The sequence below is a fragment of the Roseobacter sp. N2S genome, from assembly GCF_031454055.1.
In the GTDB taxonomy this organism is placed as follows: domain Bacteria; phylum Pseudomonadota; class Alphaproteobacteria; order Rhodobacterales; family Rhodobacteraceae; genus Amylibacter.
On record NZ_JAVDQB010000003.1, the window covers coordinates 201,930 to 219,332 of the forward strand.

Below are 17,403 nucleotides of genomic sequence, written 5' to 3' on the forward strand. Positions count from 1 at the left end.
CGCAAAGGCACAGGGACGCTAGGTCTGGGTCAACCATATCTTTCTGGAGAGAAAACATGACAACTTATCAACACGTCGCCCTTGCATCACGGCCAACTGGCTGGCCGACGCTTGAAAACTTTCGCTTTGAGGATAAAGAGCTGCCCACAGCAGGCGCGGGCGAAGTGACCCTGCGCACCATCTGGCTGTCGCTTGATCCTTACATGCGCGGGCGGATGAATGATGCGAAATCCTATGCGGATCCTGTGCCGATCGGTGGCACGATGGAGGGCGGCGCAATCTGTGAAGTTACCGCATCCAACAACGACAATTTTGCGGTTGGCGACATTGTTGTGGGGCGCACTGGCTGGGCTTCCCACGGGGTTTCTGATGGTACGGATATTCGCAAGATCGACCCGACGCTTGCACCATTGTCCACCTATCTGGGTGTGCTGGGCATGCCGGGGATGACCGCCTGGATCGGGCTGAACGAAATCGGCAAGATGAAGGCGGGGGAAACGGTTCTGATTTCCGCAGCCACCGGCGCTGTTGGTGGTCTGGCGGGGCAGTTGGCCAAGGCGAAGGGCTGTAAAGTCATCGGTGTGGCAGGTGGCGCTGACAAATGTGATTATGCGGTGAAAGAGTTGGGCTTTGACGCCTGTCTGGACCACAAGGCAGCGGCTGACGGACGTGAACTGGCGGCAAAGATCGCCGAAGTCGCGCCGCAGGGTGTGGATGTGTATTTTGAAAATGTGGGCGGGAAAACCCTAGAAGGTGTTCTGCCCAATATGAACATGTTCGGGCGTATCGCGATTTGTGGGATGATTGCATGGTATAACGGCGACAACGTGGCAGATGCCGCGCCATTGCCAGCGGTCTGGTCTGCGATTCTGACCAAACGTCTGCATGTGCAGGGCTTCCTGTTTCCAGATCATCAAGACAGTGCGGGCGCATTTTTCAAGGAAGTCGCGCCAATGGTGGCGGCAGGGAAAATCAACTTCCGCGAAACCGTGGCCGAGGGGCTGGAAAATGCGCCAAAGGCGTTTCTGGAACTGTTGAAGGGTCAGAATTTCGGCAAGCAACTGGTGCGGGTCGGGGCTGATCCGAAAGCCTGACTTGGTTGAATTGTGATGTGGATAGGGGGCTTGATGGCCCCCTATTTTTTTGAGTATTTTTAGAACATTGAAGCCTAAACGGCGTCGGGGCCGACGCGGACCATGCGTTTGCCGCGGTTTTCACCTGCCAGCAGGCCGATCAGCGCGGCAGGGGCGTTTTCAAGCCCCTCTACGATGTCCTCGGGGACTTTGATCGCGCCGGATTTGACCCAGTTTTGTAAGGCGCGCAGGGCTGTGGTGTCTTCATGGGCGTAGTCCATCACAATGAAGCCTTCCATGCGCAGGCGTTTTACTACCACCAACCCTGGCAGGTTGCGCGGACCGCTTGGGGCAGTGGCGTCATACTGGCTGACGGCACCGCAACAGACCACGCGGCCCCGTTCGTTCATGCGGAACAAAACAGTTTCAAGGATGTTGCCACCCACATTGTCAAAATAGATGTCGATGCCTTCGGGGCAGGCGGCTTTCAACGCTTTGTGCCATGCAGGATCGCGGTAATCGACGCAGGCGTCAAAACCAAGGTCGTCCACCACCCATTTGCATTTTTCCGCGCCCCCCGCGATACCCACAACGCGGCAGCCCACTGCCTTGGCGATCTGGCCCACATAGGCCCCAACAGACCCTGCGGCGGCTGAAACCACCACGGTTTCCCCCGGAAGCGGACGACCGACGGACAGCAGGCCGTGAAAGGCGGTTTTGCCCGCGATGCCAAAGACCGACATCAGGTGGGACAGGGTTTCAACCGGTGGCATTTTTTGCGCGCCCTTAGCGGGGACTACGGCGTAATCGGCCCAGACAGTTTCAACCGCGATGATATCGCCTTTGGTGAATTTGGGCGCGCGGCTGTCGATCACTTCGGCCAGGGCATAGGTGTGCATAGGGTCGCCTGCCAGAATGGCTGCGCGGTAGGTTGCGCCCTGCATCCAGGCGCGGTTGGCCGCGTCGATGGACATCAGGATGGTGCGGATCAACAACTCGCCTTCCTTCGGGGCGGGCAGGTCGGTTTCGGTTAAGGCGAAATGGTCTTGTGTCAGCGTGCCTTTGGGCAGGTCTTTGACAATAACTTGGCGGGTCTTCATAGCTATTTTCCTTTGAAAACGGGTGTTTGTTTGTTCAAAAACGCAGCCGAGGCATTGGCGAAATCTTCGGTGTGGGTGGTGCGCACCATACGGTCTGCCTCTGCGGCCATGGTGGTTTTCAAATCCGATACCATGGCGCGGTTGTGGTTTTCCTTCATGTAGCGCAGGGCCACGGGCGCGCCTTTGGCGATTTTGGCGGCCATTGTTTGGGCGGCGGCGCGAAGTTCTTCATCTGGCACCACAGCATTGAACACACCCAAGGAAAGCGCTTCGTCCGACTGCATACGGCGGTTGGTGTAATAGAGTTCTTTGGCACGACCCGGCCCGATCAGTTTTGACAGATACCAACTGCCGCCGTAATCGCCTGACAGGCCGATGGCCCCGAATGCAGGGACGATAAAGGCGCTTTGGGCGGCAATGCGCAGATCACAGGCCAGTGCAAGCGACATGCCCGCGCCCGCAGCAGCCCCCGGCAGGGCGGCGAGTGTGGGTTTGGTTAATTCATAGAGGCGCAGGGAGCAGCTTTCTTGGGCGTGCTGTAGAAAGCGGATTTTTTCGTCCACTGTCAGGGTTGAACCTGCGCCGATGCGTGCGCCCATGCTGGAAACATCGCCGCCCGCGCAAAAACCGTTACCAGCCCCCGTCAGGACAACCACACGCACGTCGCTGTCTGCTTCGACCTGCAGCAGCATATGCTGCAAGGCCGGCATCATTTCCGCGCCCATGGCGTTGCGTTTGTCTGGGCGGTTCAGGGTCAGTGTGGCCACGTGATCGGTGACAGAGCATAGCAGTTCGCCGGTGCCGGTGTTGATTTCGCGTGTCATGGTAAAGTCCTTAAATGTCGCCCCAGTGGTGCAGGGCGGCCTGTGCGATTGGCGCACCCCATTCTTGCAGGAAATGGCCACCCTGCGGGATTTCCATCGGCTCGGGGCAGTTTTTGATGATGCTGTGCAGCCATTTCATGACGGGTGGTCCAAGGACCGGATCTTGCAGGCCGATGGCCATGAAACTGTCGCCAGTCCAGTGGTTTTGCAGGAAATCTATGGCGGCTTTGGAGTGGTCTACGCCTTCCATTTCGGGGGATGTCATTACCATGTCGGGGAAACGGCGCACGCCTGCCTTATAGCTGACATCGGGGAAGGGGGCGGCGTAGGCGGCGGACTCGGCCTTGGTCAGGATCGGGGTGGCGCGGGCCATCAGGGCCGCGATGTTCAGGTCGGGGTTGGCAGCGTTATAGGCGCGCCAGTCCTCAAACCCCTTGCCAGCGGATTGACCCGCAGCAATGGCGGTGTTCATCACCAACAGGCGGGTGATCCGATCCGGCAGTTCGTGGGGCAGGGTCAGGCCCAGCACACCGCCCCAGTCTTGGACCACAAGGGTGATATTCTTTAAATCCAATGCCTTGATAAAGGCGATCATCATGTTGCGGTGGAAGTTGAACGTGTAATCCGTGTCATTTACGGGTTTGTCAGACCGCCCGAACCCCAGCCAATCAGGTGCGATCACTCTTGCGCCACTTTCCAGCAACGGTGGGATCATTTTACGGTACAGATAGGACCACGTGGGCTGTCCGTGCAGGCAAAGAAATACCCGATCCGCGTCTTTTGGGCCTTCGTCCACGTAATGCACTCGCAGGCCGTCATAGCCTGTCAGCGTGTCGATATAATGGGGCGCATAGGGCCAATCAGGCAGGTCGGTGAAATGCTGGTCAGGGGTGCGCAGGCGATCCATGGGAGGCTCCGGTTTGATGGCAGGTTTGACGGCGGGTCAGCTTTGTGAAAAGCCTAGGGGCAAGACTTGAAATCTGTCAATCACGGCCCGTCGCGACGTGGCGGAACCGGACTGAAACCCCGAAGGATACCCATGACCAAAGAATACCCCCAGCACCGTTTTGTGGTGCCTGACGACGCTGTTGACGTGATCTTTATCCGCCACGGTGAAACCATTCCTGCCCGCGATGGTGTGTCATTTCCGATGAAAGACGGCCACGGGAATCCGCCGCTGCATCCACGCGGAGAAGCACAGGCCATTGCCGTTGGCGAGCGGTTGCGCCACGAGCATTTCGATGCGCTTTATGTGACGTCATTGCAGCGCACGCACCAGACGATGGCCCCGCTTGCGGCCCATCTTGGGATGACCCCGATCGAGGAACCCGACCTGCGGGAAATCAGTCTGGGGCATTGGGATGGCGGTCTATACCGGATCAAATCGGCCGAAGGCGCGCCAGAGTTTTTGCGCGCCAAGGCAGAACATGAATGGGGCCATATTCCGGGGGCGGAAACCACCGCGCAATTGCATGAACGGGTGGAACGCGGCTTGTGGCGGTTGCTGGACAATCACGCGGGGCAAAAACTGGCGTTTTGTGTACATGGCGGGGTTGTCGGGGCGATTATGTCCATTGCGACGGGGTGTAAACCCTTTGCGATGATTGGCGCGTCAAACGGGTCGATCCACCGTGTTGTGCTAACGAAAGACCGCTTTATCGTGCGGGCGTTTAACGATTGCACCCATCTCGGCGAATAGGAGTGCGGGCCGTATCTTGATCAAAAAAAACAGGGGAAAAGCGGGTGCTTTGCCCCTGTTTTTAGGGGTGTCACTTGGTGGTTTTCACCACAGGTTTTACCATCTAATCAACGGTTAGAACCACTTTGCCCAGAACCTTGCGCTGTTCCAGCAAGCGCAGCCCGTCGGCAGCCTGTTCCAGCGGGAAAGTCGCTGAGATTTGCGGGGTGATCTGGCCTTTGCCCCACATGTCAAACAATTCGCGTAGGTTGGCTTGATGCACATCGGGTTGCATTTTGGTGAAGGCGCCCCAGAACACACCGATCACCTGGCAGTTCTTCAGCAAGGTCAGGTTCAGTGGCAGTTTCGGAATGCCCGCGGGGAAGCCCACAACCAGAAAACGGCCTTCCCAACCAAGGGCGCGCACGGCAGGTTCGGCGTAGTTTCCGCCCACCGCGTCATAGACCACTTGAACGCCTTTCGGCCCTGCCAGTTCCTTAATTGCGCCTGAAAACGCCTTTTGCGCATCGCGGTCCATGTCACGGGGGTAGATCAGGGTTTCATCCGCGCCGAGCTTTTTGCAAAATGCTGCCTTGTCTTCGGAGGATACTGCCGCAATCACCCGCGCGCCCATGGCTTTGCCCAGCTCGATTGCCGCCGCGCCCACACCGCCAGCGGCCCCAAGGATCAGCAAGGTTTCCCCCGCCTTTAATGCGGCCCGCTGTTTCAGCGCATAGTGGGACGTACCGTAGGTCAACACAAAACACGCCGCCTGTTCATAGGGCATATCATCGGGAATCGGCACCAGCGTTGATTTATCCGCGATCACATGGCTGGCAAAGCCGTTGAACCCGGGAACCGCCAGCACACGGTCGCCAATGGCAAAGCCTTCTACGCCCTCACCGATGGCTTCAATATCACCGGATACTTCACCGCCGGGCGCAAAGGGGCGCTGGGGTTTGATCTGGTATAAATCGCGGATAATCAACGTGTCAGGAAAGTTTACCCCCGCTGCGCGAACGCGGATCACCACCTCGCCTTTTGCAGGGGTTGGTGTGTCCACTTCGGTCAGTTTAAGGCTCTCCGGTCCTCCGGCTTCAGTGCTCATCATAGCGCGCATAGTCTGTCTCCCAAATTCAAATGACGTTACATCACGCCCACGTTCAGGGGCGGGAACAATCTTGTCAACGCACAAGTGAAATGCAATTCTGCATAGCGGAACTTGACGCTGCGTTTGGGAGGATAGCCGTGCCGTTTGATACAACAAATCCAGAGAATTTTCGCGCTGAAATACGCGAATGGCTCTCTAAAAACTGCCCTGCAGAAATGCAAGACGGGGATCGCACCGCAGATTCGATCTGCTGGGGCGGTAAGAATTGGACCTTTCAATCCGATGCGCAAAAACAATGGTTGGATGTCTGTGCCGCCAACGGGCTGACATGCCCCACTTGGCCCGCTGAATACGGTGGCGCGGGCTTTAACCGCGAACAGGAAAAAATCTGGCTGTCCGAGCTGGATCATCTGGACGCCCGCCTTCCGCTGCAATCCTTCGGCATCTGGATGCTGGGCCCTGCCTTGCTGCATTTTGGCAGCCACGAACAAAAGCTGCACTATCTGCCGCCCATTACTCGGGGCGAAGTGCGCTGGTGTCAGGGCTATTCCGAACCGGGTGCCGGGTCTGATCTGGCCAGTGTGCAATCCAAAGGCGAGGATCAGGGCGATCATTGGCTGGTTAACGGCCAGAAGGTCTGGACGTCCTACGCGGATAAGGCAGACTGGATTTTTGCGCTGATCCGCACCGACAAAGATGCACCGAAACACAAAGGGATTTCCTTCCTGTTGTTTGACATGCAATCCCAAGGCGTGACCACCCGTCCGATCAAACTGATCTCTGGTGCGTCACCGTTTTGCGAAACCTTCTTTGACAATGTCACCGTTCCAAAGGATCAGATCGTTGGCACGGAAAACCGCGGCTGGGATGTGGCGAAATATCTGCTGACCCATGAGCGGGAAATGATTTCGGGCGGTGGCTCGGGTCGGGGCGGCGCGCGTACGCTTGGTAAGGTTCTGGCCGATGCAGGTCATGATTTGTCCGAGGCGAGCCTGCGCTCGGAAGCGATTGCCTGTGACATTGAAGAAATGGCCGTTGGTCTGACAATTGAACGGTACAAGGATCAGGCGGCGGGTGGCAAAGGTGTCGGGGATGCCTCGGCCATGCTGAAATACGCAGGGACAGAGCTGAACAAACGCAAGCATGAATTGTTCATGTCAGCGGGCGGTTCCGAGGCACTGCAATGGGACGGTGAGACCGGTTCCCTGCCTGCTGACTGGCTGCGAACCAAGGCGAATTCCATCGAAGGGGGCACATCAGAAGTGATGCTTTCCATCATTTCTAAGCGTGTTTTGGGGCTTCCGGGGTAAATACTATGACAAATCTAACATTGAGCGAAGACGAAACTATGCTGGTGGACAGCGCGCGAGGCTTTCTGGATGAATCCTCGCCTGTTGGCAAATTCCGTGAACTGCGGGATGCGGGCAAAGCCTATAATCCTGAATTGTGGAAGCAGATGGCTGATCTGGGGTGGACCGGTGTTCTGGTGCCCGAAGATCAGGGTGGCATTGACATGGGTCATGCGGCGGCAAACCTGCTGGCGCTGGAAATGGGCAAGACGCTGGTGTCCTCGCCGTTTATTTCCACTGCCGTAATGGCGGCAACGGCCCTGCGGCAAGTGGCGGATAATCCCCGCGCGGCCGAGGCATTGGGCAATATCGCCAGCGGTGATCTGACCTATGCGCTGGCGCTGGACGAAGGGGTGAAACACGCCCCGAACGCGACGCAGATGCAGGCCAAACGGGTGGGCAACGGGTTTGAACTGTCTGGCGAAAAAACCTTTGTGGTGGATGGCGGCAGTGCCGATCGCTTGCTGGTTCTGGCCCGCACAGGGGACGATGACGACGCGCTGACCTTGTTTGATATCCCTGCCGATCGTGCAGGCATCACCCGCACGGCGCAAAACATGATTGATGCCCGCGATTCAGCGCAGATCAGTTTTGACGGGGTTGAAGCCACAGGCGAAGACGTTGTTGGATCTGTTGATCAGGCGATGACCGTGCTGAAACCCGCACTTCAGGCGGGGCAGGCGGCGCTGGCGGCTGAAATGACTGGTCTGAGTTCCGGTGCTTTCGGGATGACGGTGGGCTATTTGCAGGAACGTAAGCAGTTCGGCGTGTTGATTGGCCAGTTTCAGGCCCTGCAACATCGCGCAGCCCACATGTGGTCTGATATTGAAGTCACCACATCAACGATTGCAAATGCGGGCCGGATGTTGGACGAAGAACCCGAAAATGCGGCGCTGGCGGTTTCGCTGGCAAAAGCACGGGCCAATCAGACGGCGAAGCTGGCGGTGATGGAAGGCGTGCAAATGCACGGCGGCATCGGTATGACGGATGCGTTTGACATGGGCTTTTTCATGAAACGCGCCCGTGTGGCGCAAGAATGGTTGGGCGATTACGGCTATCACGCCGAACAGATTGCTAAAATAAAAGGATACTGAATATGACAATCCGCTTTGATGGAAAAGTTGCCATCGTCACTGGCGCTGGCATCGGTCTGGGGCGCAGTCACGCGCTGGGCCTGGCAGCGCGCGGAGCCAAGGTTGTGGTGAACGACCTTGGGGTTGCGGCTGACGGTCAGGGGCGGTCTTCGGCTGCGGCGGAATCGGTGGTTGCCGAAATCATCGCGGCGGGCGGCGAGGCATTTGCCCACGGTGCCGATGTGTCCAGTGAATCCGACGTCAAGGACATGGTTCAACAGGCCATGGACAAATGGGGCCGCATCGACATTCTAATCAACAATGCGGGCATCTTGCGGGATAAAACTTTTTCCAAGATGACGCTTGAGGATTTCAAAAAGGTAGTTGATGTACACTTGATTGGCACCGCAACCGTGACCCATACGGTGTGGCCGATCATGCGCGAACAGGGCTATGGCCGCATCGTGCTGACGGCTTCGTCTTCGGGCTTGTATGGCAACTTTGGTCAGTCCAACTATGGCGCTGCTAAAGCGGCGATGATGGGTCTGATGAATGTGCTGCACATGGAAGGTGCGCGCGACAATATCCGCGTCAATACACTGGCACCAACCGCAACAACCCGTATGACCGAAGAACTGTTCACCCCCGAAGTGGGCGAATTGCTGCGGCCTGAAACCATCACGCCGGGGGTTCTGTATCTGGTGTCTGAAGATGCGCCCTCGCGCATAATCATGGGCGCTGGTGGCGGGTCATTTGCCCAAACCCGTGTCTATGAAACCAAAGGCATCACACTGGCTGGCGACGATATCACGCCTGAAAATGTGGCGGCGCAGTGGGAACAGATCACCGATCCTGAAGGGCAGGAAATCCTGACCCAAGCCTTTGAACAAACTGGAAAATACGCCAAGAACGCTGCCGATCTGGCTGGCATTAAACTGGAAAAGTAAGGAAATTATCATGCGCGACGCAGTTATTGTATCTACCGCCCGTACCCCGATTGGCAAAGCCTATCGCGGGGCGTTTAACGCAACTTTGGGCCAGCAACTGGCAGGCCACGCCATCGAACACGCGGTCAAACGTGCCGGGATTGAGGGCGTTGAAGTAAACGATGTTGTTTTGGGCGCGGCCCTGCAACAAGGGTCAACCAGCACCAACATCGCCCGTCAGGCTGCGATCCGTGCAGGTCTGGGCACTACGGCGCCCGGCATGTCGCTGGATCGTCAATGTGCCTCTGGGATGATGGCCATCGCAACGGCGGCCAAACAGGTTATCACCGACGGTATGGATGTGGTTGTCGGGGGCGGTGTTGAATCCGTTTCCACCGTGCAATTGCCCAATATGTTCATCACACCAGACCCGTGGTTCAAGGAACACCAGCCTGACATGTACATGTCCATGCTGGAAACCGCCGAAACCGTAGCGGCCCGCTATAACGTATCGCGCGAAGCACAGGATGAATATTCCGCACAGTCCCAAGCGCGCACTCACGCCGCACAACAAGCTGGCAAGTTCGACGATGAAATCGTGCCTTTGACCACCACCATGAAGGTGATGAACAAAGAAACCAAAGAAGTCACCGAACATGAAGTGACCCTTGAAAAAGACGAGGGCAACCGCCCGGGCACAACCGCTGAATCCCTTGCGGGTTTGCAGCCGGTGTTCAAGGACGGTCTGGTTATCAAGGAAGGCAAATTCATCACGGCGGGCAATGCGTCCCAACTGTCTGACGGGGCATCTGCTGCCGTTGTGATGGAAGCCAAAACCGCCGAGAAGAAGGGTCTGACGCCGCTGGGTCGTTATGTAGGTGTGATGGCTGCGGGTCTGGCACCCGATGAAATGGGCATCGGCCCGATCTATGCTGTGCCAAAACTTTTGAAAGCCCACGGCTTGAAAATGGATGATATCGGCCTGTGGGAATTGAACGAGGCTTTCGCCGTTCAGGTCATTCATTCCCGCGATGTTCTGGGCATTCCGGATGAGCTGCTGAACGTCAATGGCGGCGCGATTTCCATCGGCCACCCCTACGGCATGTCAGGCGCGCGCATGGTTGGTCACGCGCTGATCGAGGGCAAGCGTCGCGGTGCGAAATACGTTGTCTGCACCATGTGTGTGGGCGGCGGTATGGGCGCTGCCGGCCTGTTCGAAGTTCTCTGATCTTATAAAAAAGGATTGCGTCCAATGGTTTGGGCGCAATTCACCCATTTTACTAACCCGTTAAGGACTGCCGAATTATGACCCGCCCCTGGAATGCCACCCACGCTGAATCTCATTTGCCCAAAGCATTGCAAGGCCTGCGTATCCCCGCTGTTGCATCGCCGCTGTTTATCATTTCGGTGCCTGCTTTGGTGATCGCACAGTGTAAAGCTGGCATCGTGGGGGCTTTCCCCGCGCTGAATGCCCGCGAAGGCGAAGGTGAGCACCCGCTGCTGGATACATGGCTGACCCAGATCAAGGAAGAACTGGACCGCCACAATCAGGCGAACCCCGATACACCAGCGGCCCCTTATGCGGTGAACCAGATTGTACACCGCTCTAACGCGCGGCTGGAACGGGACATTGAAATTTGCGTCAAACATGAAGTGCCGATCTGGATCACTTCGCTTGGTGCGCGGGTAGAGGTGAACGAGGCGGCGCATTCGTGTGGTGGCATCACTTTGCACGACATCATCAACAACCGCTTTGCCAAAAAAGCGATTGAAAAGGGCGCGGATGGCTTGATTGCCGTGGCGGCTGGTGCTGGTGGCCACGCAGGCCCACAATCGCCCTTCGCGCTTATTCAGGAAATTCGGAGCTGGTTCAAAGGCCCGCTGCTGTTGTCAGGGTCTATTGCCACGGGCGACGCGGTTCTGGCGGCGCGGGTGATGGGGGCGGATCTGGGCTATATCGGCTCGCCTTTTATCGCCACAGAAGAAGCAAATGCCATCCCCGAATACAAAGACGCTGTGGTCGAAGGCACCGCGGCGGATATTGTGACATCCAGCCTGTTTACCGGCGTTTCCGGCAACTATTTGCGCCCGTCCATTGCTGCGGCTGGGATGGACCCTGACAATCTGCCTGCGGCGGATGCGTCCTCGATGAACTTTGGCGAAGGATCATCCAAGCCAAAGGCATGGAAGGAAATCTGGGGCGCAGGACAGGGTATTGGTGCGGTGAAAGCCATCCAGCCTGCGGGCGCTTTGGTGGATCGCATCGCCACAGAATACCACGCTGCTGTGGCCCGTCTTGCGGGCGAGGCTGGTTAATTAAAATGGCGGAAATGATCGTTATCCGCCACGGGCAAGCCTCTTTCGGGGCGGATAACTACGACAAATTGTCTGACATAGGCCATGAACAATCCCGTCTTGTCGGCGCTGCATTGCGCCAACGGGGCTGGGAGCCGGATCGCATTGTGGTCGGGTCGCTGATACGGCAGATGGAGACGCTGAATTCTATGGGGTTTACCGACCCTGAAATTCACGCAGGCTTTAACGAATATGATTTTCACAACCTGCTGGGAGCCCGTTTTGACGGGGCAGTGCCGGATGTTGTGATGGGTGATCGCAAGACCCATTTCCGCACCCTGCGGGAAACCATTTTTGAATGGCAGGACGGTGGATTGCCCAAAGCGTCTGAAAGCTGGCTAACATTCACCACGCGCATTGAAGCTGCGCTGACAAGTGCCACCCGCGACGGGGCAGAGCGTGTTTTGGTGGTCAGTTCAGGCGGGGTGATCGGGCAGACGGTTGCCTCTATCGTCGGGGCACCGCCCAAAATGATGATGACCCTGAACCTGCAGGTGAAAAACACGGCGATGAGCAAGATTATCTTCGCTGGACAAAAACGCTTTTTACATGAATTTAACGCCACACCGCATCTGGATTCTTTGGAATTCGCACAGATGCTGACCTATAGTTAGGGGACGCCATGACCGATACGCAAACACTGGATGCTGCTGCCGTTGCGGATTATCTTTCGGATAAGATCGAAGGATTTCAAGGCCCTATCGAGGTTGAAAAGTTTCAGGTCGGGCAATCCAACCCGACGTTCCTGCTAAAAACACCCGCCCGCAATTTCGTGCTGCGCCGCAAGCCGCCGGGTGTTTTGCTGAAATCTGCCCATGCGGTAGATCGTGAATTCCGTGTGCAATCTGCGCTGGCAGGCAGTGATGTCCCCGTCGCCAAAATGCACCACCTGTGTGAAGACGACGCTGTGATCGGGTCGATGTTTTACGTGATGGATCACGTGGACGGGCGCAACCATACGCTGCCCACCATGCCCGAGCAGGATAACGCCATGCGCACTGGCGTGATCGGCGATATGAACCGGGTTCTCGCGGCCTTGCATGATGTTGATATTGACGCTGTGGGCCTGTCGGATTTCGGACCTCCTGGAAACTACTACGAACGCCAGATCGGGCGTTGGTCAAAGCAGTACCGTGCGTCTGAAACCACTACAGTGGCAGATATGGACCGGCTGATGGCGCTGCTGGAGGAACAATCCCCTGCGGATGACGGCCAGCGGACCCTCGTACACGGGGATTACCGCATCGACAATATGATGTTCCAGAAAGACGGGCCGCTGTGCCTTGCGGTGCTTGACTGGGAACTGTCCACCATCGGCCATCCTTATGCGGATCTGGCCGCCGTCATCATGCAGTGGCAGATGCCCCCCAGCAAAGAGGGCCGCGGCCTTGCCGGGGTTGATCGCGCTGCACTTGGCCTGCCCACAGACGCCGAATTCATCGCGCAATATTGTGAACGGCGCGGCATCGGGCCTATCGACAACTTCGGCTTTTATCTGGCGTTCAACTTTTTCCGCATGGCCGCGATCATTCAGGGCGTGCTGAAACGGGCGCTGGATGGCAATGCGTCAAACCCTGAACGGGGCAAGCAGATGGGCCAATATGTGCCGGTCTTTGCCAACGCGGGCCTAAAAGCGTTGGGGCAGGGGTAAAGCTATGGCTGACATTCATCTGATCACTGATATGGACGAGGATAAAGACCGCAACTTTATCACCGCGCTGGCCCGTGGTCTGGATGTCTTGCGCTGTTTTCGCCCCCATGAATCGATTCTGACCAACACGGATATTGCCAAGCGCACAGGTCTGCCCAAACCCACCGTGTCTCGGCTGATCTATACGCTGTGCAAGCTGGACTACCTGTCGCTGGACGTGTCCTCGGGGGGGTATCGGCTAGGGGCGGGGGTGTTGTCTTTGGGCTTTGGCGTTTTGTCGGGGATGGAAATCGCCGAGCGGGCCAAAGGGGAAATGGGCCGTCTGCGCGACGGGCCGAACAGCTATATCACTTGTGCGCTGGCAGAGCGGCATTTGACCGATGCGATCTATATCGCGGTAGAACGTTCGCGCGAGGATGTGTCATTGCTACTGTCCATCGGATCGCGTCTGCCGCTGTTCTTTTCTGCCATTGGCCGCGCTATTCTTGTGGGGTTGGATGAGGCGGGGCGCGAAGCGGCTTTTGCCTGTGGGGCGGAATTTCTGCCCGAACTGATTGAAGAGCAAAAAGCCAGTTACATCGAGGCAAAACATCAATATGAAACCCTCGGATTTTGCAAAAGCTACGGCGAATGGCGCCCCGATGTGAACGGTATCGCTGTGCCAATTCGCGCGCTGGACGGGCGTGTTTTCGGCTTGAATGTGGGCGGGCCTTCGTTCCATGTTAAGCCCAAGCAGCTAGAGACGGTCTTTGGCCCGTTGCTGGTGAAAACCGCAGAACTTTTGAATATGAAGCCCCAATGACCGATACCACAGAATTGTTTGAAGACGCCTATGAATACCAAAAACTGCTGGGCTACCGTCTGGCGGAATGGGGTGAGGGGACAGCCACAGTTGAAATGCCCCTAGAGGCGAAACATGGCAACCGTTACGGGCTGCCCCACGGCGGGGTTCATGCCAGTTTGCTGGATACGGCCATGGGATTTGCGGGCAGTTACACGGGCAATCCGGACGCGCCGCAGTTGGTGATGACGCTGTCCATGACTGTGCAATATCTGTCGCGGCCCAAAGGCACGCTGTTGATCGCCAAAGGCTGGCGCACGGGGGGCGGGCGCAAGACTTATTTTGCCGATGGCGAGCTGTGCGACGAAACCGGTGAGTTGATTGCCAAAGCCACGGGGACATTCCGCTACCGCACCCGTTAAAGGTGCGGTGGGTTTTTTGCGCTCTGCGCGGGGATATTTAGCAAACAAAAAAGCTGTGCGGGCCAAGGCTAAACGGTTGCCTTGGCGTCTTTTTCTGCGATTTCTGTGCTGAAGTGATTGAGCAGTTTGTGTTTCAGGATCTTACCACTTGCCGCCGCAGGATAGGCATCCACCACAAAGATATGGCTGGGGATTTTATAGCCCACCAGCCTGTCGCGCAGCCAGAGTTTCAGGCTGGTTTCTTCCAGATCTTTGGTGCCTTTCACAAAGGCGAGGATTTCTTCGTTTCCAGGCACCGTGCGGCCAATGACTGCGACTTGGAAAACGTCTGGATGTTGGGAAAGCATGGCCTCGATTTCGGGAGGGTGGACGTTAAAGCCGGAGCGGATGATCAACTCTTTCAGACGGCCGACAATATGCAGGCCGCCGCCATCGTCAAAGCGGCCCAGATCACCTGTGCGGAAGAAATTATCCTCTGTCATTGCTTCGGCCGTGCGTTCGGGGGCGCGGTAGTAGCCTTTCATAACGTTCTGGCCGCGCACCTGAATTTCACCGATGCCATCGGCGTTCTTATCCCAGAGCCGGACCTCGATCCATTTATAGGGTTTGCCCACGCCCACGTCGCTGCGTGGTTCGTCGTTATGGGTGGCCGCGATAGAAGGTGAGGTTTCGGTCAGCCCGTAGCCGTTGTTCAGCGGCAGGCCAAAGACCCGTTCCACCCGTGCTTTCAGGCCGGGATCAAGGGGGGCGCCGCCGGTCATCATGCTGATTAGGGAAGGGGCGTTCAGGTCTTCGTTCACTTCATGCAGGTGTTGCATGATGGCGGCCATCATTTGGGGCACCGCTGGGAAACGGGTCGCCCCGTCGCGCAGCAGGTTTAGCACTGCGACAGGATCAAACCGTGCAAAGAAATGCAGCGACGCACCAGCGATCATTGCGGGCAGGAAGACCGAGGCAAGCGCATAGATATGGGTGCCCGGCAAAACGCCAACCACGCGGTCTGCCGGGGTCAGGCCGTGGAAAGTGGTGGAATTTTTGGCGCTGAACAGTAGGTTGTTATGGGTCAGCATCACCCCTTTGGGCGCACTGGTGGTGCCTGTAGTATACAGCAGGACAGCCACCTGATCTGCATCGGCGCTGACGGGTTCGACATCTACGTCACAGACTTCGGTTGCCCAGACAGGGCCACCGGCCAATGTGCCGATCTGTTTGGCCTTCATCCGTTCGGCATGTTGGCGGGCAGGGGCCGAGGCGCTGTGCGTGTAAAGCACGCAGCGCGGGGTGGCGTGGGCTTGAATAGCAGTGATTTCATCGGCGGATTGTCTGCCGTTTACCAAAACCAGCCAAGCATCCAACTGACTGACCGCGAAAACCATCGCAGCATAAAACACCGAGTTTTCTGCCACCAGCACCACCCGATCCCCTGCGCGAACCCCGTGCGTGCGCAAGATTTCAGCGAGTGCGGCGGACTCCAGTTGAAGCTCGCCATAGGTGAAAGGTGTGCCGTCAAAGTCCACCAGCGCCAGTGCGCCCCCCGGCTTGCCGTCTAAAACCTGATGTAGTCGATTCATTTTCTGCTCCCGATTCTCGCAATAATTGCGACTGTGAAACTGTGAAACAAAATTCCGCTATGCGAAAGAGCACAAAGTTTTGGCAAAAGCCGTTAAACAGGAATTCTACCAGAGTGACCCAACGTTATTCCAAAGCGTAAAGCTTGACTTATGAACGGAATATGCAACTCTTTCGGGTATATCAGCCACGCGTCGCGTGTAGGTTGATACCAATTCTGGGAGGAATACATTAATGCTTAAGAAAACCACGTTCGGTGTTGCTGCCGCTATGGCAATGACCATGAGTGCATCCGTCGCTTTTGCCGACACTGTTAAAATCGCTTTTGTTGATCCGCTGTCTGGCCCGTTTTCACCGACTGGGACAAACGGTCTGGCTGAATTTGAATTTGCGGCTGAAAAGCTGGTGAATGAAAAAGGCGGTGTTCTGGGCGGGGACATGTTTGAAATCGTCGGCTTTGACAATAAAATGAGCCCGAAAGAGTCGCTGATCCAGTTGCAAGTGGCGATTGACCAAGGTGTGCGCTATATCGCGCAGGGGAACTCCTCTGGTATTGCCCATGCGATCACGGATGCTGTGAACAAGCACAATAAACGTAACCCTGATGACCGGGTTCTGTTCCTGAACTACGCGGCTGTTGATCCGGCTTTGACCAACGATGCCTGTAACTTCTGGCACTTCCGTTTTGATGCCAACGCAGACATTAAAATGGATGCGCTGACAGACGTTATGGCCAAAGACGAGTCCCTGAAAAAGGTCTATGTGATCGGTCAGGACTATTCCTTTGGTAAGGCTGTTGCAGCGGCTGCGGTTTCAAATCTGGCTGAAAAACGCCCTGATGTAGAAATCGTTGGCAACGAATTGCACCCGATTGGCAAGGTGAAAGATTTCACACCTTATGCGCGTAAAATCGTATCTTCCGGTGCAGATGCTGTGATCACAGGTAACTGGGGCGCAGATATGGTTGGCTTGGGGAAAGCCATCATCGACGCTGGTTTTGAAGGCCCGATCTACACCTATTACGGTGCATCAAACGGCATCACGCGCACCTTTGGGGAACAAGGCACAGGCCATATCTTCCTGGTCAGTGAAGGCGCTGTGAACCCGCCTGCATCCGATCGCATGATCGAATATGTAGAAGGTTTTGAAGCCAAATACCCAGATCACGACATCACCCAGCCACGGATTGCCAACACAATCGAAATGCTGGCGAAAGCCATCAACGAGGCTGGCTCTGCAACAGACGTTGTTAAGGTTGCCACAGCGCTTGAAGGCATGGAGCATGACAGCATCTGGGGCGGTAAATTGTTCATGCGTCCACAGGATCACCAGATCATTCAGAACGTGGATATCCAAGAGCATACCGACCAGGACATCATGTTCAAAATGGATGCATCCCAATGGGGTATGAAAATGGCCAGCGAAGTTGAAATGGCTGGCATGGACAGCCCGACAACTTGTAAGATGGAACGCCCTTAACCGGCATGTTTC

17 protein-coding genes are annotated in these 17,403 nt (G+C 56.6%); 12 read left to right on the forward strand and 5 right to left on the reverse strand.

Going from position 1 to position 17,403, the window contains the following annotated elements; translation table 11 throughout:
• Window positions 1–56 precede the first annotated feature (56 nt).
• On the forward strand, window positions 57–1,094 hold the full coding sequence (locus tag GGE09_RS10070) for an NADP-dependent oxidoreductase (RefSeq protein WP_309745988.1): 1,038 nt from the start codon (window positions 57–59) through the stop codon (window positions 1,092–1,094).
• A 74-nt stretch (window positions 1,095–1,168) separates the two neighbouring features.
• On the opposite strand, the gene GGE09_RS10075 is transcribed toward GGE09_RS10070, so the two are convergent.
• From GGE09_RS10075 to GGE09_RS10085, 3 genes are read right to left on the reverse strand one after another with little or no spacing between them, the layout of a single operon-like run.
• Window positions 1,169–2,173 carry an NADP-dependent oxidoreductase gene (locus GGE09_RS10075; protein ID WP_309745989.1) on the reverse strand — a complete coding sequence of 335 codons (1,005 nt, stop codon included), beginning with the start codon at window positions 2,171–2,173 and terminating at the stop codon, window positions 1,169–1,171.
• 2 nt (window positions 2,174–2,175) lie between these two features.
• Window positions 2,176–2,997, reverse strand: coding sequence for an enoyl-CoA hydratase-related protein (locus tag GGE09_RS10080; RefSeq protein WP_309745990.1), 822 nt, complete (start codon window positions 2,995–2,997; stop codon window positions 2,176–2,178).
• Window positions 2,998–3,007: 10 nt separating this feature from the next.
• Entirely contained in the window at window positions 3,008–3,904 is an 897-nt protein-coding gene (locus GGE09_RS10085) for a haloalkane dehalogenase (RefSeq protein ID WP_309745991.1), read from the reverse strand.
• Window positions 3,905–4,036: 132 nt separating this feature from the next.
• On the opposite strand from GGE09_RS10085, the gene GGE09_RS10090 reads away from it, so the two are divergent.
• A complete protein-coding gene (locus GGE09_RS10090) occupies window positions 4,037–4,696 on the forward strand; it encodes a histidine phosphatase family protein (RefSeq protein ID WP_309745992.1) in 660 nt (219 codons plus the stop codon).
• Window positions 4,697–4,799: 103 nt separating this feature from the next.
• Here the strand turns inward: GGE09_RS10090 and GGE09_RS10095 are convergent, their stop codons facing one another.
• Complete coding sequence (locus tag GGE09_RS10095; protein ID WP_309745993.1) at window positions 4,800–5,795, reverse strand: NADPH:quinone oxidoreductase family protein; 996 nt, start codon at window positions 5,793–5,795, stop codon at window positions 4,800–4,802.
• 128 nt (window positions 5,796–5,923) lie between these two features.
• Between GGE09_RS10095 and GGE09_RS10100 the strand changes: the two genes are divergently transcribed.
• The 9 genes from GGE09_RS10100 to GGE09_RS10140 all read left to right on the forward strand — a co-directional run bounded on the left by GGE09_RS10100 (window position 5,924) and on the right by GGE09_RS10140 (window position 14,343).
• A complete protein-coding gene (locus tag GGE09_RS10100; RefSeq protein WP_309745994.1) occupies window positions 5,924–7,096 on the forward strand; it encodes an acyl-CoA dehydrogenase family protein in 1,173 nt (390 codons plus the stop codon).
• Between the two features lie 5 nt (window positions 7,097–7,101).
• Entirely contained in the window at window positions 7,102–8,229 is a 1,128-nt protein-coding gene (locus GGE09_RS10105) for an acyl-CoA dehydrogenase family protein (protein WP_309745995.1), read from the forward strand.
• A gap of 2 nt (window positions 8,230–8,231) precedes the next feature.
• On the forward strand, window positions 8,232–9,155 hold the full coding sequence (locus tag GGE09_RS10110; protein WP_309745996.1) for an SDR family NAD(P)-dependent oxidoreductase: 924 nt from the start codon (window positions 8,232–8,234) through the stop codon (window positions 9,153–9,155).
• 10 nt (window positions 9,156–9,165) lie between these two features.
• On the forward strand, window positions 9,166–10,362 hold the full coding sequence (locus tag GGE09_RS10115; RefSeq protein ID WP_309745997.1) for an acetyl-CoA C-acyltransferase: 1,197 nt from the start codon (window positions 9,166–9,168) through the stop codon (window positions 10,360–10,362).
• Window positions 10,363–10,439: 77 nt separating this feature from the next.
• Entirely contained in the window at window positions 10,440–11,450 is a 1,011-nt protein-coding gene (locus GGE09_RS10120; protein ID WP_309745998.1) for a nitronate monooxygenase family protein, read from the forward strand.
• Between the two features lie 5 nt (window positions 11,451–11,455).
• Complete coding sequence (locus GGE09_RS10125) at window positions 11,456–12,103, forward strand: histidine phosphatase family protein (protein ID WP_309745999.1); 648 nt, start codon at window positions 11,456–11,458, stop codon at window positions 12,101–12,103.
• Between the two features lie 8 nt (window positions 12,104–12,111).
• A complete protein-coding gene (locus GGE09_RS10130) occupies window positions 12,112–13,140 on the forward strand; it encodes a phosphotransferase family protein (RefSeq protein WP_309746000.1) in 1,029 nt (342 codons plus the stop codon).
• Between the two features lie 4 nt (window positions 13,141–13,144).
• A complete protein-coding gene (locus GGE09_RS10135) occupies window positions 13,145–13,942 on the forward strand; it encodes an IclR family transcriptional regulator (protein ID WP_309746001.1) in 798 nt (265 codons plus the stop codon).
• Window positions 13,939–14,343 carry a PaaI family thioesterase gene (locus GGE09_RS10140; protein ID WP_309746002.1) on the forward strand — a complete coding sequence of 135 codons (405 nt, stop codon included), beginning with the start codon at window positions 13,939–13,941 and terminating at the stop codon, window positions 14,341–14,343. The genes GGE09_RS10135 and GGE09_RS10140 overlap by 4 nt, the downstream gene beginning before the upstream one ends.
• Window positions 14,344–14,411: 68 nt before the next feature.
• On the opposite strand, the gene GGE09_RS10145 is transcribed toward GGE09_RS10140, so the two are convergent.
• On the reverse strand, window positions 14,412–15,914 hold the full coding sequence (locus tag GGE09_RS10145) for a class I adenylate-forming enzyme family protein (RefSeq protein ID WP_309746003.1): 1,503 nt from the start codon (window positions 15,912–15,914) through the stop codon (window positions 14,412–14,414).
• A gap of 232 nt (window positions 15,915–16,146) precedes the next feature.
• Here GGE09_RS10145 and GGE09_RS10150 point away from each other — a divergent pair, with 232 nt between their 5' ends.
• Entirely contained in the window at window positions 16,147–17,391 is a 1,245-nt protein-coding gene (locus GGE09_RS10150; protein ID WP_309746004.1) for a branched-chain amino acid ABC transporter substrate-binding protein, read from the forward strand.
• The last annotated feature ends 12 nt before the right edge of the window (window positions 17,392–17,403 follow it).

Excerpts from the sequence above, each read along its gene's own strand:
- GGE09_RS10130 (WP_309746000.1), top strand. The coding sequence starts at position 12,112 with ATGACCGATACGCAAACACTGGATGCTGCTGCCGTTGCGGATTATCTT.
- GGE09_RS10135 (WP_309746001.1), top strand. The coding sequence starts at position 13,145 with ATGGCTGACATTCATCTGATCACTGATATGGACGAGGATAAAGACCGC.
- GGE09_RS10115 (WP_309745997.1), top strand. The coding sequence starts at position 9,166 with ATGCGCGACGCAGTTATTGTATCTACCGCCCGTACCCCGATTGGCAAA.
- GGE09_RS10110 (WP_309745996.1), top strand. The coding sequence starts at position 8,232 with ATGACAATCCGCTTTGATGGAAAAGTTGCCATCGTCACTGGCGCTGGC.
- GGE09_RS10105 (WP_309745995.1), top strand. The coding sequence starts at position 7,102 with ATGACAAATCTAACATTGAGCGAAGACGAAACTATGCTGGTGGACAGC.
- GGE09_RS10085 (WP_309745991.1), bottom strand. The coding sequence starts at position 3,904 with ATGGATCGCCTGCGCACCCCTGACCAGCATTTCACCGACCTGCCTGAT.
- GGE09_RS10120 (WP_309745998.1), top strand. The coding sequence starts at position 10,440 with ATGACCCGCCCCTGGAATGCCACCCACGCTGAATCTCATTTGCCCAAA.
- GGE09_RS10140 (WP_309746002.1), top strand. The coding sequence starts at position 13,939 with ATGACCGATACCACAGAATTGTTTGAAGACGCCTATGAATACCAAAAA.
- GGE09_RS10090 (WP_309745992.1), top strand. The coding sequence starts at position 4,037 with ATGACCAAAGAATACCCCCAGCACCGTTTTGTGGTGCCTGACGACGCT.
- GGE09_RS10080 (WP_309745990.1), bottom strand. The coding sequence starts at position 2,997 with ATGACACGCGAAATCAACACCGGCACCGGCGAACTGCTATGCTCTGTC.
- GGE09_RS10125 (WP_309745999.1), top strand. The coding sequence starts at position 11,456 with ATGGCGGAAATGATCGTTATCCGCCACGGGCAAGCCTCTTTCGGGGCG.
- GGE09_RS10075 (WP_309745989.1), bottom strand. The coding sequence starts at position 2,173 with ATGAAGACCCGCCAAGTTATTGTCAAAGACCTGCCCAAAGGCACGCTG.
- GGE09_RS10145 (WP_309746003.1), bottom strand. The coding sequence starts at position 15,914 with ATGAATCGACTACATCAGGTTTTAGACGGCAAGCCGGGGGGCGCACTG.
- GGE09_RS10150 (WP_309746004.1), top strand. The coding sequence starts at position 16,147 with ATGCTTAAGAAAACCACGTTCGGTGTTGCTGCCGCTATGGCAATGACC.
- GGE09_RS10070 (WP_309745988.1), top strand. The coding sequence starts at position 57 with ATGACAACTTATCAACACGTCGCCCTTGCATCACGGCCAACTGGCTGG.
- GGE09_RS10095 (WP_309745993.1), bottom strand. The coding sequence starts at position 5,795 with ATGCGCGCTATGATGAGCACTGAAGCCGGAGGACCGGAGAGCCTTAAA.